The sequence below is a fragment of the Bacillus sp. PS237 genome (genome assembly GCF_037963345.1).
In the GTDB taxonomy this organism is placed as follows: Bacteria; Bacillota; Bacilli; order Bacillales; family Bacillaceae; genus Bacillus; species Bacillus subtilis.
Map to the genome: position 1 here is coordinate 1,944,155 of NZ_CP150156.1, position 13,513 is coordinate 1,957,667.

Consider the following 13,513-nt stretch of genomic DNA (forward strand, 5'->3'; position numbering starts at 1 on the left):
TTTAACAGTAATAGACAATTCTTTCTTTTCTTCTTTTGTATAATAGAGAGCAAATGAAATGCTGCTGGAAAAGGGGATGAAAAGATGGAACGTCACTACTATACGTACCTGATCAAAGAGGAATTTGCCAATCACTATTTCGGCCGGGAATCGGTTATGTTTGAGCTGTTTCAAGACTATCATTGGACAAGCCTTGAAAAGCAGCAGTATGAAATGACAGAGAAACAGATTCAATATATTACACAACCAATCCCGATTTTACATATGCATCAGCGGTTAAAAATGAATTTAAACAAGACGGATTACAGGCAGCTGGATTATATTTATAGAATAGCTTTGCCGAAAGCAAAAGGCCACGCGACGTTTATGATGAAGGAGCACATGATAGAAATTGTGGCTTCGGGAGATTACGAGGCAGAAACGATATTCTTTGAAGTGTTAAGAAAAGTAAGCCCTTGCTTTTTAGCAATGGATTTCAATTCGAAGCGTTACGGATGGCTAAATCCGGTGAAAGAAAGAAATTTTGTCTAAAACCGAAGAAAAAGAGATGTAAATGTTGTATAATAGCTTTTGGTTTAGTACACTTTAAACTAGACAACATGAAGGAGGAAATAAAATGACTTTATGGGTTGGCATCCTAGTGGGCGTTGTTGCATTGCTCATAGGTGTTGCACTCGGGTTTTTTATTGCTCGTAAATATATGATGAGCTACCTGAAAAAGAATCCGCCTATTAATGAACAAATGTTACGCATGATGATGATGCAAATGGGAATGAAACCTTCTCAAAAGAAAATCAATCAAATGATGAAAGCCATGAATAATCAAACGAAATAATACGTAAAGATTATGATATAGAGAAACATGGTTATAAAATAAAAAACCCTTATACGGGTTTTTTATTTTGCAATCATTCATCACCCGCTACTGCTCGAAGGCGCTGCTTTTGATATTGTATGAGAAGATGGTCAAGCTCCTGACTGAGCTCTATCGTAATATGAGATGTCATTCCGTTCGCCATGACAATTTGCAGCAGCTCTGCTCTTTTTTTTTCAATTTCTTTTAATAGATGCTCTCTAATCACAGGGATGTATCCTTTCATACATTAGATCTTCAAAGTGAATGTTTATATTATATCCATATTTATACTAATTTTCAAATGAGAAGGAGTATAATGTCTCAATGTCAAATTAAATTATATAAGTTTTTTCTGAAAATAGAAATCCTTCAAGTGAAAGTGTTAAAAAAATGAAATGATTTTGTCATAACTTGAAGGAATGTCAAATCATGAAGGGATGATGACATGGGAGACGTGAATTATTTTTTGACATTCGGAGCGGGGTTTTTATCCTTTATTTCGCCTTGCTGCCTGCCGCTTTACCCAGCTTTTTTGTCATATATTACAGGGGTCAGCATGGACGATGTAAAAACTGAAAAGCTGCTGCTGCAGAAAAGAAGCTTGTTTCATACTTTGTGTTTTTTGCTTGGCTTTTCAGTCATTTTTATTGCTTTAGGCTATGGAACATCTTTTATTGGCAGCCTGTTTAGGGATTATCACGATGCGATTCGGCAAATTGGCGCGTTGCTTATTATTTTGTTCGGTTTCATTACACTCGGTGTGTTCCGGCCTGAGGCTATGATGAAAGAGCGGAGAATCCATTTTAAGCATAAACCAAGCGGGTTTTTAGGGTCGGTCTTAATCGGAATGGCATTTGCAGCTGGATGGACACCATGTACCGGTCCGATATTAGCTGCTGTTATCACACTTGCAGGCACCAATCCGGGCTCAGCGGTGCCATACATGATGTTATATGTACTCGGTTTTGCGGTACCGTTTCTTTTATTGTCTTTTTTTATCACAAAGCTGAAGTGGATAAGGAAGAACCAGCTTTTCATTATGAAAGCTGGTGGCGTTTTGATGATTGTGATTGGTGTGCTGTTATTCTTTAATTGGATGAGCCTGATCATTATTTTGCTGTCAGATCTTTTTGGAGGCTTTACTGGTTTTTGACGGTAAATTACTTTCGTACTACTACTAATCCTTTTGTTTTTGGTACAATAAGACTATTATCTGTGGAAATCGATTGTTGGAGGGGAATATGACAAGAGTTTTAGTTGTAGACGACGCCAAGTTCATGAGAGTGAAAATCAGAGAGATCTTGGAAGAGGCAAATTACATAATCGCAGGCGAAGCGGCGGACGGTGAACAAGCAGCTGACCTGTATAAAAAACTGCGCCCGGACCTTGTGACAATGGATATTACAATGCCGGTGAAAAACGGCATAAAAGCGCTTCGTGATATCTTAACCTTTGATCCTAAAGCGAAGGTCATCATGTGCACCGCCATGCGCCAGCAAAGAATTGTAACGGAAGCAATTGAGCTGGGGGCAAAGGATTTTATTGTTAAGCCGTTTGAGGAAACAAAAGTGCTGGAAGCTGTAAGCCGCGTTATGGGACATTAAAGTCATTTCTTTTCAAAATGGTTTTTTTTATTGTTTTGGAGTATAGTATATAGTATCAACACTCCGAGAAACAAAGGAATGATAAGTATGATGATTATAGTTTCATCAATTATTGCTGTGTTAATGGCTGTAGCTGTGATGGTGGTCAGAATAAAGTCCTCTGACAAGCCTGTTTCACCAAAAAAAATCATTCTTCCGCCGATTTTTATGAGTACGGGAGCGTTAATGTTTTTATTTCCGGTATTTTGGGTAACTGGAGCAGAGTTTTTGGAAGCATTCACTTTAGGTGTGATTTTCTCTATTTTTCTAATCAAAACTTCTAAGTTCGAAATTAAAAATAATGAAATTTACATGAAACGCTCTAAAGCATTTGTTTTTATATTAGTCGGTCTTTTGGTGATCAGAATCGTGATGAAATCGATCTTGAGCACATCAATTGATTATGGTGCACTGAGCGGAATGTTTTGGATTCTGGCTTTCGGTATGATTGTGCCTTGGAGAATCGCCATGTATTTATCATATCGAAAACTTCATAACGAGCTGCAGTCATCTAATATTCAAATGAATTAAAAAACCTTTCCTCTTGTCAGGAAAGGTTTTTTATTTGAGAAGGGTCTGATAAGGTTCCAAATCGATTTTTTTGTCCCGCAGATGCCTTTTTAAGAAGGTATGGTCTCTTTTAGGAGTTGCGAGAATATAGCCTTTGATCATAAGTTGCTGATCAATCTTTGCTACCTTTTCTTTTAATGCAAGCTCACCGATTTTGCCTGCGATTTTAGCTTTTGCTGCATCTCTGAACAGCTCTGGCACGGGCGCAGTCAATTCATCTAGAAACTGTTTGTTTTCATCGTTCCATAAATGTCTGCTGTTTTCAATATAGTAATCCTGCCAATCAAGCTCTGATCTGCCGTCCTCTTTTGGTAAACGCTTTAAAAACTTTCGAAACATGAAAAAACCGCCGATTGATAATAAGACTACCATCATGATTACCCAAAACAGAATAAACCATAAAAACCATCCTTCCAGCATCAATCATTCCCCCTTATTCTAACCATATTGTATACGAAGAGAGATTAGAAGAACACAGTAAAAAAAGAATAGAAAAAAGTGATAGACGTCTAGTCAAAAGAGATAGTAGATCATATTCTATTGTATAGTGAATCTGCTATTTGGCCATGGGAGAGTCACTAGAGGGTATTTGACGATAAATGGACGGAAAAAAAGTCACTTTCATAATAGGGGATGAAAGTGACTTTTTATGTTTAGCTGAGAGGAAATTGAAGAGAAAAAGAAGAGCCATCTTCTGTTTCTTTATTGACGGCGACTGTGAGTATTTGATTTTCGCATTCGACTTGAATGTTTTTGTCATTAAAATAAAAAGGAAGCATCATTTGTTTTTCAAAAGTCTGTCCTGACGATTTGACAGTTAAGATGAACTCGCATCCAGAAAGGGTAACTGTTACTTGTGTAGGCTGTAAAAAAGTCAGATCCGCTTCTATAATATACTGCTGACTTGTTTCATATAAATCAATAGGCAATGTTTCGTCGTACCAGGCGAAGGGGTCTTCAAAAAATTGCCGAAGCCATTCATCCATACTATCGAAATCATTCGCATCGTTGCGTTTTGAATGGTTCATGGAAGCATTCCTCCACATATCAACCTTGCTTTACATCATATGCGGTGGATTATAAATGGGTGAACGCATAAAAAAACAGACACTAAGGTCTGCTTTTCTTACATATCATGGCTTGAGTTGTGCTTTTGTCTTGTATGGTTTCGGTTTTTTACTTTTTTGCTTCCGCTTAGAGGCTCGGGTTGGCCGGGATTGTGTCCTTTAGGGGCGTTTTTATGCATATCTTTACTTGTATTCTTATTGGTCATAAAATGAGAACCTCCTTAAAAGAGTTCGGTGTTATTGATTGGTTTTTCTTTTTTTGTTATTTTGGCGTTCTGCTTCAGTCAGTACAAGCTGGTCGTTTTCAATATAGCCGGCGCCTTTGCCTTGGCTTTTTGCGTCATTCATTCCGTTAATGACGTGATTCGCTTTTCTTTTGACCATCATTATCACCTCAATCATAATATGGCTTCTTTTATTGTGTTATATGAGAGAGCGTAAACAGTAAAAATTACCGGTACATTTTTCTCATAAGTCGAACTTATTGTATTTAATAAAAACATTGATATTTACTTATGTATGATTTTGTTTTAATATGAAATTGTGAGAAAATTGTGATGGAATGTAATGTTCATCTGAGAATGATCTGATCTGAAGGGGGATTTTGGAGAATGGCAAACGAGCAAAAAACTGCAGCAAAAGACGTTTTCCAAGCGAGAAAAACGTTTACTACAAATGGGAAAACATATCATTACTACTCTTTAAAAGCGTTAGAAGATTCAGGTATAGGAAAGGTTTCGAAGCTTCCTTATTCCATCAAAGTTCTTTTAGAATCAGTATTGCGTCAAGTTGACGGCTTCGTTATCAAAAAAGAACACGTGGAAAATTTGGCAAAATGGGGAACTGCCGAATTAAAGGATATCGACGTTCCGTTCAAACCGTCTCGTGTTATTTTACAAGACTTCACAGGGGTTCCGGCAGTAGTAGATCTGGCTTCACTGCGTAAAGCAATGGCAGCTGTCGGCGGAGATCCTGATAAAATCAACCCTGAAATTCCTGTTGATCTCGTTATCGATCACTCTGTACAGGTAGATAAAGCGGGTACAGAAGATGCATTAGCAGTAAATATGGACTTGGAATTCGAAAGAAATGCAGAGCGCTACAAATTTTTAAGCTGGGCAAAGAAAGCGTTTAACAATTATCAGGCAGTACCGCCTGCAACAGGTATTGTGCACCAGGTCAACCTTGAGTTCTTGGCAAGTGTTGTCCATGCCATTGAAGAAGACGGCGAGCTTGTAACGTATCCTGATACGCTTGTCGGAACAGACTCACACACAACAATGATTAACGGTATCGGTGTTCTCGGCTGGGGTGTCGGTGGAATTGAAGCTGAAGCGGGAATGCTTGGACAGCCTTCTTACTTCCCAGTTCCAGAGGTAATCGGCGCGAAACTTGTCGGCAAGCTTCCAAACGGAACAACAGCTACTGACTTGGCGTTAAAAGTAACACAAGTGCTGCGTGAAAAAGGCGTTGTCGGTAAATTTGTTGAATTCTTCGGACCGGGAATTGCTGAACTGCCGCTTGCAGATCGCGCAACAATTGCGAATATGGCTCCGGAATACGGTGCTACATGCGGATTCTTCCCAGTAGATGAAGAAGCGCTTAACTACCTGCGCCTGACTGGCCGTGATCCTGAACATATTGATGTTGTTGAAGCATACTGCAGAAGCAATGGCTTGTTCTACACTCCAGATGCGGAAGACCCTCAATTTACTGATGTGGTTGAAATTGACCTGTCTCAAATTGAAGCAAACTTATCGGGTCCAAAGCGTCCTCAGGATTTGATCCCGCTATCTGCTATGCAGGAAACGTTTAAAAAGCAATTAGTCAGCCCTGCAGGTAACCAAGGATTCGGTTTAAATGCTGAGGAAGAAAATAAAGAAATTAAGTTTAAACTCCTTAACGGCGAAGAAACAGTTATGAAAACGGGTGCGATCGCCATTGCTGCGATTACAAGCTGTACAAATACATCAAACCCATACGTGCTGATCGGCGCCGGACTGGTAGCGAAAAAAGCGGTTGAGTTAGGGCTTAAGGTGCCTAATTACGTGAAAACGTCACTTGCACCGGGTTCTAAAGTTGTTACAGGATATCTTGTGAATTCAGGCCTTCTTCCATACATGAAAGAGCTTGGCTTTAACCTCGTTGGGTACGGCTGTACAACATGTATCGGGAACTCAGGTCCGCTTTCACCGGAAATCGAAGAAGCGGTTGCGAAAAATGATCTTCTGATTACGTCTGTCCTTTCCGGAAACCGTAACTTTGAAGGACGTATTCACCCGCTTGTTAAAGGCAACTATCTTGCTTCACCGCCGCTTGTTGTGGCATATGCGCTGGCTGGAACGGTAAACATTAACTTAAAAACCGATCCAATCGGTGTGGGCAAGGATGGTCAAAACGTATACTTTAATGATATTTGGCCGTCAATGGACGAAATCAATGCACTTGTTAAGCAAACTGTTACGCCAGAGCTATTCCGCAAAGAGTATGAAACAGTATTTGATGACAACAAGCGCTGGAACGAAATTGAAACAACAGATGAAGCTTTATATAAATGGGATAACGATTCAACTTACATCCAAAACCCACCATTCTTTGAAGAGATGTCTGTTGAGCCAGGCAAGGTTGAGCCATTAAAAGGACTGCGTGTTGTCGGTAAATTCGGCGATTCAGTCACAACTGACCATATTTCTCCTGCGGGGGCAATCGGAAAAGATACGCCTGCCGGAAAGTATTTGCAAGAAAAAGGTGTTTCACCTCGTGACTTTAACTCCTACGGCTCCCGCCGTGGAAACCATGAAGTCATGATGAGAGGAACATTTGCCAACATTCGCATCAAAAACCAAATCGCACCGGGTACAGAAGGCGGATTTACGACGTACTGGCCGACTGGTGAAGTAACATCCATCTATGATGCATGCATGAAATACAAAGAAGATAAAACCGGTCTTGTCGTATTAGCAGGAAAAGACTATGGTATGGGATCTTCACGTGACTGGGCTGCAAAAGGAACAAACCTTCTCGGCATCAGAACGGTCATTGCAGAGAGCTTCGAAAGAATTCACAGAAGCAATCTTGTATTCATGGGTGTGCTGCCGCTTCAGTTTAAACAAGGTGAAAATGCGGATACACTCGGCTTAACGGGTAAAGAAGTCATCGAGGTAGATGTTGATGAAACAGTTCGTCCTCGTGACCTTGTGACTGTAAGAGCAATCAATGAAGACGGCAATGTAACAACTTTTGAAGCAGTCGTCCGCTTTGATAGTGAAGTTGAAATTGATTACTACCGCCATGGCGGCATCCTTCAAATGGTGCTTCGTGAAAAAATGAAGCAGTCCTGATGAATCAATAGGAAGAGAAGGCATTTCGCTTTCTCTTCTTTTTATGACACAATGTGCTGCGGAGGTGGCATATGCTGAAAAAATGGCTCGCAGGGATCCTGCTTATCATGCTAGTCGGTTATACGGGATGGAATTTATATCAAACATACAGCAAAAAAGAAGTCGGAATTCAAGAGGGGCAACAAGCACCTGATTTTTCTTTGAAAACGCTATCAGGAGAGAAAAGCTCTTTACAGGATGCAAAAGGCAAAAAAGTGCTGCTCAATTTTTGGGCAACTTGGTGTAAGCCGTGCCGTCAGGAAATGCCTGCGATGGAAAAGCTGCAAAAAGAGTACGCCGACAAACTTGCGGTTGTTGCGGTAAATTTCACTTCAGCTGAGAAAAGTGAGAAACAGGTCCGAGCGTTTGCTGATACTTATGACTTAACGTTCCCCATTCTGATTGATAAAAAAGGGATCAATGCTGACTATAACGTGATGTCATATCCAACGACATATATCTTAGATGAAAAAGGTGTTATCCAAGACATACATGTTGGCACCATGACAAAAAAAGAAATGGAACAAAAACTGGATCTTGATTAGATTCAGTTTTTTTTATACTCAAATATGCTTACAAGTTTTCAGAATTGGAAAAAATAAAAGAATATGCGGAGGTGAGAAGCGTGAAGAAGATGAGAAAACGTTCTTTTCATGAGCTCGTCATGGAAAACAAAAAAGAGCTGATGACCAATACAGAGTATTTAAATCAGCTTGAGGAAAAGCTTGAACAGCGATTTAAGCAAAAATAACCTTTAATTTGTATTCATGTTTACCCCTCCTTTTGAGAAACCTATCTGTTGAGGAGGGATAAACATGGGAAACAACAAGAAAAACGGTCAGCCTCAATATGCTCCAAGCCACTTGGGTACAAAGCCTGTAAAATATAAAGCCAATAAAGGGGAAAAAATGCATGATACTTCAGGACAGCGGCCGATTATCATGCAGACAAAAGGCGAGTAGCGAAAATTCGAGTTTATTTCTAGGAGGTACATCCGAATGACAAAGAACCAAAATCAATATCAGCAGCCTAATCCTGATGATCGTTCTGACAATGTGGAAAAATTGCAGGATATGGTTCAAAATACAATTGAAAATATAGAAGAAGCAGAAGCATCAATGGAGTTTGCTTCAGGAGAAGATAAACAGCGTATCAAAGAAAAAAATGCAAGGCGCGAACAGAGCATTGAAGCGTTTCGTAATGAAATACAGGACGAATCTGCAGCGAGACAAAACGGATACCGTTCTTAAAAAACCAGGGAAACCTGGTTTTTTTCTTTCTGATTTGATTATGGTAAAATGGGGCTAAATTGACGTTAAGGGAGCAGAGTAATCTTGCATGTATCAAAAAAAGAAATAGAAGTGCGTTATGCAGAAACAGATCAAATGGGGATTGTCTATCACGCAAATTATCTTGTGTGGATGGAGGTCGGCAGAACGGCCTTGATTAAGGACTTAGGCTTTTTATATAGTGATATGGAAAAAAAAGGCGTTCTGTCCCCAGTCGTTGATATCAATATTTCCTATAAAAAGCCGCTTCATTACGGAGAAACCGCGGTTGTACATACATGGATAGAGGACTATAACGGATTTAAAACCGTCTATGGTTACCACATTTATAATCCGGCCGGTGAGCTTTCCATCAAAGCCACCTCATCTCATATTTGTGTGGATAAAGAAAGCTTTAAGCCAATTCAATTCCGCAAAGCTTTTCCTGATTGGCACACAGCATATGAAAAGGCCAAAAAATAGGGAAGTGAACGGGATATGGCGTTTGGTGTGAAACGGGAGGAACTTAACCGGTGGAAACAAGCAGTGAAAAGAGGAGAAATCGCATTTTTAACACATTACTGGCTGGATGACCGATTTCCAGAAGCAAAGACCGTGACAAAAGCCGGCTGTGCAGACATTGATAAGCTGGTTCAGTGGGGAGCGGCGTACGGGTTAAAAAAAGAATGGATCCATAAGAAAAGTGAATTTCCCCACTTTGATCTGCTGGGGGAAACACAAAAATATATTTTGGAACAAGAAAACCTAACCGATCATCTTATACGATTTCATTTGTAAAAAAAGAACGCACATGAAGTGCGTTCTTTTTTATTGGTATTCAAAAACCGGTTCATCAGCGTCTTCTGAATAGCTGACGAGAAGGTCGTGGTTATCAAAGTACCATAAATCACTTTCTTCAATAAAGAAGGTAATGCCATCAGCTTCTGCAGTGACTCCAGCCTCTTGTGGGGCATCTTTCGCTACACCGAGAGAAAAACCCTTTTGAACGTTGCTGCAGCCTCCATAGCGGACGAAAAAGCGAACCTGGTCTCCGCTTTCCAAATCGAGTTCTTCTTTATACCAGTTCAATGCGTCTTCGTTAATTGTCATATTCATAACAGAACACCCCTTTGTTCTTCATTTGAATTTTCTCTATTATAAACGTATTAGGCTATTCTGTGTCAAAAGAGAAGTTTTTTAAGCTTATAACCATTTTACTTTAGGTTCTGTTTTATTGATAATTCGTTTAATGTTCGCTCGGTGTCTGTATATCACAAAAATAGTGAGCAGGGTAACGACAATCAATAAATACGTATCATGGACAAAGAAACTATATATAACAGTATAGATCCCTGTTAACATCGATGAGAGAGAAACAAATTTAGTCAAGTATAAAAAGATGAAGAATACCGCAACCATCGTGATAAATAACAGGGGTGCGTAAAATAGCAAAACGCCTCCTGATGTCGCCACGGCTTTACCGCCTTTAAATTTGGCGAAGATGGGAAACACGTGGCCTAAAACCGCAAAGACTCCTGCAAGAAGCGGGTGAATATCAACATGCATGAGAAAAGGCAATGCAGTTGCCAGTGTCCCTTTCAAAATATCTCCGGCTATGACGACCGAACCAGCTTTTACACCCAATGTACGGAATGCATTGGTAGCGCCTAAGTTGCCGCTTCCGTGCTCCCGAATATCAATTCCTTTGGCAAGCTTGCCCACAATTAAGCCAGATGGAATGCTGCCTATCAAGTAGGCCAAAATAATCAATAAAGCAATTAACATCTACATTTCTCCTTTTTCAAATTCCCTTCTTTTTATTTTAACATGAGATGTCATGATCTGATGATAAGTTTTTTTGTAAAGTTTGCTTACAAATCAAATCAAACATGCATCATATTTTGATTTCTCCTGTTTTGATCGTGTAAAATAAGTGAAAAAGGAGTGACACACGATGCAAAACCCTTCTAAAGCGGAAATTAAAGAGATTCTTCAAAGAAGCAAACGTATAGCGGTAGTAGGGCTTTCAGACCGTCCGGATAGAACGTCACATATGGTTTCAAAAGCAATGCAGGACGCGGGTTATGAAATTATCCCTGTGAACCCTACAATTGATGAGGCGCTAGGTGTCAAAGCCGTTTCATCTTTAAAAGAGATAGACGGTCCGATTGACATCGTAAATGTATTCCGGCGCTCAGAACAGCTTCCTGGAGTGGCGGAAGAGTTTTTAGAGACAGATGCGCCAGTATTTTGGGCACAGCAAGGGCTAGTTAATGAGGAAGCATACCAGATGCTAAAAGAAAAAGGCAGAACGGTTATCATGGATCTGTGCATAAAAGTGGCACACGCTGTAACAAAATAGGTGCAGAACTGCAAAAATCCTTGTAAATTCAAGGATTTTTGCTTTTTAATTTTAAGATATTGTTTGCGTATTACGGTGAAACAGATACAATAAAGCTTGAACAGCTTTTTTTGAATACCTTGTCCAGCTGGGTTTCGGCCGTTCGATTTGCGAAGGTCTGCTGCTTTATATATAATAAACAAACATACGTTCTCATAGTGTAAAAACAGCACTAGCCGATGTTTTGAGAAGAACTGATTCGTTAGCTCTATGTTGCGATTGCAAACATATTGGTTATAATGAGGAGTCCAAGGCAGTACTGGCTCGAGGCGAGGTTTATAAAAAATATCTTATATACAAATGATGTGTAACACTGAAAAGAGAAAGACAATGTTAGTTTTTGAAAGGGGTTTGTACGTTTGGCTAGAAAACAGCAATTTGATTACAACGAAGATGCCATACAGGTGCTCGAAGGCCTTGAGGCTGTCAGGAAAAGGCCGGGTATGTATATTGGCTCTACTGACGCGCGGGGTTTGCACCACTTGGTTTATGAAATTGTAGATAACTCTGTCGACGAGGTGCTTGCCGGCCATGGAGATCACATAATCGTCAAAATACATAAAGACAATAGTATTTCTGTACAGGATAGAGGCCGCGGCATGCCGACCGGAATGCATAAGCTCGGCAAACCAACCCCTGAAGTGATTTTAACGGTGCTTCATGCCGGAGGGAAATTCGGCCAAGGCGGCTATAAGACAAGCGGCGGGCTCCACGGAGTTGGTGCATCAGTCGTGAATGCTTTATCTGAATGGCTGACGGTTACCATTGAGCGGGACGGTTTTGTCTATCAGCAGCGATTTGAAAATGGAGGAAAACCGGTTACATCTCTCGAAAAGATCGGCAAAACAAAAAAGACGGGAACTCTTACACACTTTAAGCCAGATCCAACGATGTTCAGCACAACCACTTATAATTTTGAAACGCTCTCTGAGCGCTTAAGAGAGTCTGCGTTTTTGTTAAAAGGACTGAAAATTGAGCTGATTGATGAACGCAATGACCAGCGTGAGGTCTTTTATTATGAAAACGGCATAGAAGCGTTTGTTGCTTACTTAAATGAAGAAAAAGACGTCTTGTCTGAAGTGGTCTCGTTTGAGGGTGAGCATCATTCTATAGAAGTGGACTTTGCGTTCCAGTTTAACGATGGTTATTCTGAAAATATTTTGTCGTTTGTCAACAATGTCAGAACAAAAGACGGCGGGACGCATGAGTCAGGTGCAAAAACTGCGATGACGCGTGCTTTTAATGAATATGCGCGAAAAGTGGCTTTGCTGAAAGAAAAGGATAAGAACCTTGAAGGCACCGATATAAGGGAAGGGCTTTCAGCCATTATTTCTGTCCGCATTCCTGAGGAGCTTCTTCAATTTGAGGGACAAACAAAAGGAAAGCTCGGTACCAGTGAAGCAAGATCAGCGGTGGATGCGATTGTTTCAGAGCAGCTTGCTTACTTTTTAGAGGAAAATCGGGACACCGCAACGCTTCTTGTCAAAAAAGCAATCAAGGCGAGCCAGGCGCGCGAAGCGGCACGCAAAGCCCGTGAAGAAGCAAGAAGCGGCAAAAAACGAAAAAAATCAGAAGCGACTTTAAGCGGAAAGCTGACGCCTGCGGGTTCAAGAAACCCGGCAAAAAATGAATTGTATCTCGTTGAGGGAGATTCAGCAGGCGGGTCAGCCAAGCAGGGACGAGACCGCAGATTCCAGGCGGTTCTGCCTTTACGCGGTAAAGTCATTAATACAGAAAAAGCTAAGCTTGCTGATATCTTTAAAAATGAAGAGATCAATACGATCATTCATGCGATCGGCGGGGGAGTCGGGGCAGATTTCTCAATCGATGACATCAACTACGACAAAATCATCATTATGACCGATGCCGATACTGACGGCGCCCATATTCAAGTGCTGCTTCTTACCTTTTTCTATCGCTATATGAAACCGCTCATTGAGCATGGCAAGGTGTTCATTGCGCTGCCACCTTTATATAAGGTCAGTAAAGGAAGCGGGAAAAAGGAAATCATTGAATATGCATGGTCTGATGAAGAGATGGGGGATGTCCTGAAAAAAGTCGGCAAAGGCTATACCATTCAACGATATAAGGGTCTTGGAGAGATGAACGCAGACCAGCTGTGGGAAACGACGATGAATCCGGAGTCCCGCACACTTGTTAGGGTCAAAATTGACGATGCGGCACGTGTAGAGAGACGTGTGACGACGTTAATGGGAGACAAAGTAGAGCCGCGCAGAAAGTGGATTGAGAAAAACGTCGCTTTCGGCTTAGATGAAGAAAGCAATATTTTAGAAAATGAAAACTTATCGGTCGCTGAGGAGGTTTAAT

The 13,513-nt window shown here is 40.6% G+C and carries 21 protein-coding genes; 14 read left to right on the forward strand and 7 right to left on the reverse strand.

All coding sequences use genetic code 11. The annotated features are described in order from the left end of the window. The first annotated feature begins 84 nt into the window (after positions 1–84). Together sirA and NST22_RS09875 are read left to right on the forward strand one after the other, a co-directional pair. On the forward strand, positions 85–531 hold the full coding sequence (sirA, locus tag NST22_RS09870) for a sporulation inhibitor of replication protein SirA (protein WP_003231591.1): 447 nt from the start codon (positions 85–87) through the stop codon (positions 529–531). Positions 532–616: 85 nt separating this feature from the next. Next, a complete protein-coding gene (locus NST22_RS09875) occupies positions 617–835 on the forward strand; it encodes a YneF family protein (RefSeq protein WP_003221221.1) in 219 nt (72 codons plus the stop codon). A 73-nt stretch (positions 836–908) separates the two neighbouring features. Here the strand turns inward: NST22_RS09875 and ynzD are convergent, their stop codons facing one another. After that, positions 909–1,082: an aspartyl-phosphate phosphatase YnzD gene (ynzD, locus tag NST22_RS09880; RefSeq protein ID WP_010886518.1), complete on the reverse strand. Its 174-nt coding sequence runs from the start codon at positions 1,080–1,082 to the stop codon at positions 909–911. A 219-nt stretch (positions 1,083–1,301) separates the two neighbouring features. Here ynzD and ccdA point away from each other — a divergent pair, with 219 nt between their 5' ends. From ccdA to NST22_RS09895, 3 genes are all read left to right on the forward strand, one after another. Next, positions 1,302–2,009, forward strand: a complete 708-nt coding sequence (gene ccdA / locus NST22_RS09885) for a cytochrome c-type biogenesis protein CcdA (protein ID WP_003231585.1) — start codon at positions 1,302–1,304, stop codon at positions 2,007–2,009. Positions 2,010–2,097: 88 nt separating this feature from the next. Beyond that, on the forward strand, positions 2,098–2,460 hold the full coding sequence (locus tag NST22_RS09890; RefSeq protein ID WP_003245707.1) for a response regulator: 363 nt from the start codon (positions 2,098–2,100) through the stop codon (positions 2,458–2,460). A gap of 78 nt (positions 2,461–2,538) precedes the next feature. Beyond that, positions 2,539–3,030, forward strand: coding sequence for a CcdC family protein (locus tag NST22_RS09895; protein WP_010886519.1), 492 nt, complete (start codon positions 2,539–2,541; stop codon positions 3,028–3,030). A gap of 30 nt (positions 3,031–3,060) precedes the next feature. On the opposite strand, the gene yneK is transcribed toward NST22_RS09895, so the two are convergent. The 4 genes from yneK to sspO form a co-directional block, all read right to left on the reverse strand. Continuing rightward, complete coding sequence (gene yneK, locus NST22_RS09900) at positions 3,061–3,489, reverse strand: DynA interaction protein YneK (RefSeq protein WP_003231580.1); 429 nt, start codon at positions 3,487–3,489, stop codon at positions 3,061–3,063. A gap of 233 nt (positions 3,490–3,722) precedes the next feature. Next, positions 3,723–4,115, reverse strand: coding sequence for an outer spore coat protein CotM (cotM, locus tag NST22_RS09905; protein WP_010886520.1), 393 nt, complete (start codon positions 4,113–4,115; stop codon positions 3,723–3,725). Between the two features lie 80 nt (positions 4,116–4,195). Then, the gene (locus NST22_RS09910) at positions 4,196–4,342 is read right to left on the reverse strand and encodes a small acid-soluble spore protein P (protein ID WP_003221237.1); all 147 of its coding nucleotides are present in this window, start codon (positions 4,340–4,342) and stop codon (positions 4,196–4,198) included. 31 nt (positions 4,343–4,373) lie between these two features. Beyond that, positions 4,374–4,520 carry an acid-soluble spore protein SspO gene (gene sspO, locus NST22_RS09915; RefSeq protein WP_003244839.1) on the reverse strand — a complete coding sequence of 49 codons (147 nt, stop codon included), beginning with the start codon at positions 4,518–4,520 and terminating at the stop codon, positions 4,374–4,376. A 227-nt stretch (positions 4,521–4,747) separates the two neighbouring features. On the opposite strand from sspO, the gene acnA reads away from it, so the two are divergent. From acnA to NST22_RS09950, 7 genes are all read left to right on the forward strand, one after another. Then, entirely contained in the window at positions 4,748–7,477 is a 2,730-nt protein-coding gene (acnA, locus tag NST22_RS09920) for an aconitate hydratase AcnA (protein WP_003245728.1), read from the forward strand. 71 nt (positions 7,478–7,548) lie between these two features. After that, a complete protein-coding gene (locus NST22_RS09925; RefSeq protein ID WP_003244797.1) occupies positions 7,549–8,061 on the forward strand; it encodes a redoxin domain-containing protein in 513 nt (170 codons plus the stop codon). An 80-nt stretch (positions 8,062–8,141) separates the two neighbouring features. Continuing rightward, a complete protein-coding gene (locus tag NST22_RS09930) occupies positions 8,142–8,267 on the forward strand; it encodes an FbpB family small basic protein (protein WP_003244964.1) in 126 nt (41 codons plus the stop codon). Between the two features lie 64 nt (positions 8,268–8,331). Continuing rightward, entirely contained in the window at positions 8,332–8,478 is a 147-nt protein-coding gene (gene sspN, locus NST22_RS09935; protein ID WP_003231569.1) for an acid-soluble spore protein SspN, read from the forward strand. Positions 8,479–8,514: 36 nt separating this feature from the next. After that, positions 8,515–8,766 carry a small acid-soluble spore protein Tlp gene (tlp, locus tag NST22_RS09940; protein ID WP_003231568.1) on the forward strand — a complete coding sequence of 84 codons (252 nt, stop codon included), beginning with the start codon at positions 8,515–8,517 and terminating at the stop codon, positions 8,764–8,766. Between the two features lie 84 nt (positions 8,767–8,850). Beyond that, positions 8,851–9,267 (forward strand): YbgC/FadM family acyl-CoA thioesterase, encoded by a 417-nt coding sequence (locus NST22_RS09945; protein WP_003231566.1) that lies wholly within the window; start codon positions 8,851–8,853, stop codon positions 9,265–9,267. Between the two features lie 15 nt (positions 9,268–9,282). Next, a complete protein-coding gene (locus NST22_RS09950) occupies positions 9,283–9,582 on the forward strand; it encodes a hypothetical protein (protein ID WP_003231564.1) in 300 nt (99 codons plus the stop codon). A gap of 30 nt (positions 9,583–9,612) precedes the next feature. On the opposite strand, the gene NST22_RS09955 is transcribed toward NST22_RS09950, so the two are convergent. Together NST22_RS09955 and plsY are read right to left on the reverse strand one after the other, a co-directional pair. Beyond that, complete coding sequence (locus NST22_RS09955) at positions 9,613–9,900, reverse strand: HesB/YadR/YfhF family protein (RefSeq protein ID WP_003231562.1); 288 nt, start codon at positions 9,898–9,900, stop codon at positions 9,613–9,615. A gap of 87 nt (positions 9,901–9,987) precedes the next feature. After that, positions 9,988–10,569, reverse strand: a complete 582-nt coding sequence (gene plsY, locus NST22_RS09960; protein ID WP_003231560.1) for a glycerol-3-phosphate 1-O-acyltransferase PlsY — start codon at positions 10,567–10,569, stop codon at positions 9,988–9,990. Between the two features lie 169 nt (positions 10,570–10,738). On the opposite strand from plsY, the gene NST22_RS09965 reads away from it, so the two are divergent. Beyond that, entirely contained in the window at positions 10,739–11,146 is a 408-nt protein-coding gene (locus tag NST22_RS09965; RefSeq protein ID WP_003245606.1) for a CoA-binding protein, read from the forward strand. Between the two features lie 398 nt (positions 11,147–11,544). Beyond that, a complete protein-coding gene (gene parE, locus NST22_RS09970) occupies positions 11,545–13,512 on the forward strand; it encodes a DNA topoisomerase IV subunit B (RefSeq protein ID WP_003231552.1) in 1,968 nt (655 codons plus the stop codon). The last annotated feature ends 1 nt before the right edge of the window (position 13,513 follow it).

Bases quoted from the DNA above. Each gene is read 5' to 3' on its own strand.
- sirA (WP_003231591.1), top strand. From the start codon at position 85: ATGGAACGTCACTACTATACGTACCTGATCAAAGAGGAATTTGCCAAT.
- NST22_RS09875 (WP_003221221.1), top strand. From the start codon at position 617: ATGACTTTATGGGTTGGCATCCTAGTGGGCGTTGTTGCATTGCTCATA.
- ccdA (WP_003231585.1), top strand. From the start codon at position 1,302: ATGGGAGACGTGAATTATTTTTTGACATTCGGAGCGGGGTTTTTATCC.
- NST22_RS09890 (WP_003245707.1), top strand. From the start codon at position 2,098: ATGACAAGAGTTTTAGTTGTAGACGACGCCAAGTTCATGAGAGTGAAA.
- NST22_RS09895 (WP_010886519.1), top strand. From the start codon at position 2,539: ATGATAAGTATGATGATTATAGTTTCATCAATTATTGCTGTGTTAATG.
- yneK (WP_003231580.1), bottom strand. From the start codon at position 3,489: ATGCTGGAAGGATGGTTTTTATGGTTTATTCTGTTTTGGGTAATCATG.
- cotM (WP_010886520.1), bottom strand. From the start codon at position 4,115: ATGTGGAGGAATGCTTCCATGAACCATTCAAAACGCAACGATGCGAAT.
- NST22_RS09910 (WP_003221237.1), bottom strand. From the start codon at position 4,342: ATGACCAATAAGAATACAAGTAAAGATATGCATAAAAACGCCCCTAAA.
- sspO (WP_003244839.1), bottom strand. From the start codon at position 4,520: ATGGTCAAAAGAAAAGCGAATCACGTCATTAACGGAATGAATGACGCA.
- acnA (WP_003245728.1), top strand. From the start codon at position 4,748: ATGGCAAACGAGCAAAAAACTGCAGCAAAAGACGTTTTCCAAGCGAGA.
- NST22_RS09925 (WP_003244797.1), top strand. From the start codon at position 7,549: ATGCTGAAAAAATGGCTCGCAGGGATCCTGCTTATCATGCTAGTCGGT.
- sspN (WP_003231569.1), top strand. From the start codon at position 8,332: ATGGGAAACAACAAGAAAAACGGTCAGCCTCAATATGCTCCAAGCCAC.
- tlp (WP_003231568.1), top strand. From the start codon at position 8,515: ATGACAAAGAACCAAAATCAATATCAGCAGCCTAATCCTGATGATCGT.
- NST22_RS09950 (WP_003231564.1), top strand. From the start codon at position 9,283: ATGGCGTTTGGTGTGAAACGGGAGGAACTTAACCGGTGGAAACAAGCA.
- NST22_RS09955 (WP_003231562.1), bottom strand. From the start codon at position 9,900: ATGAATATGACAATTAACGAAGACGCATTGAACTGGTATAAAGAAGAA.
- plsY (WP_003231560.1), bottom strand. From the start codon at position 10,569: ATGTTAATTGCTTTATTGATTATTTTGGCCTACTTGATAGGCAGCATT.
- NST22_RS09965 (WP_003245606.1), top strand. From the start codon at position 10,739: ATGCAAAACCCTTCTAAAGCGGAAATTAAAGAGATTCTTCAAAGAAGC.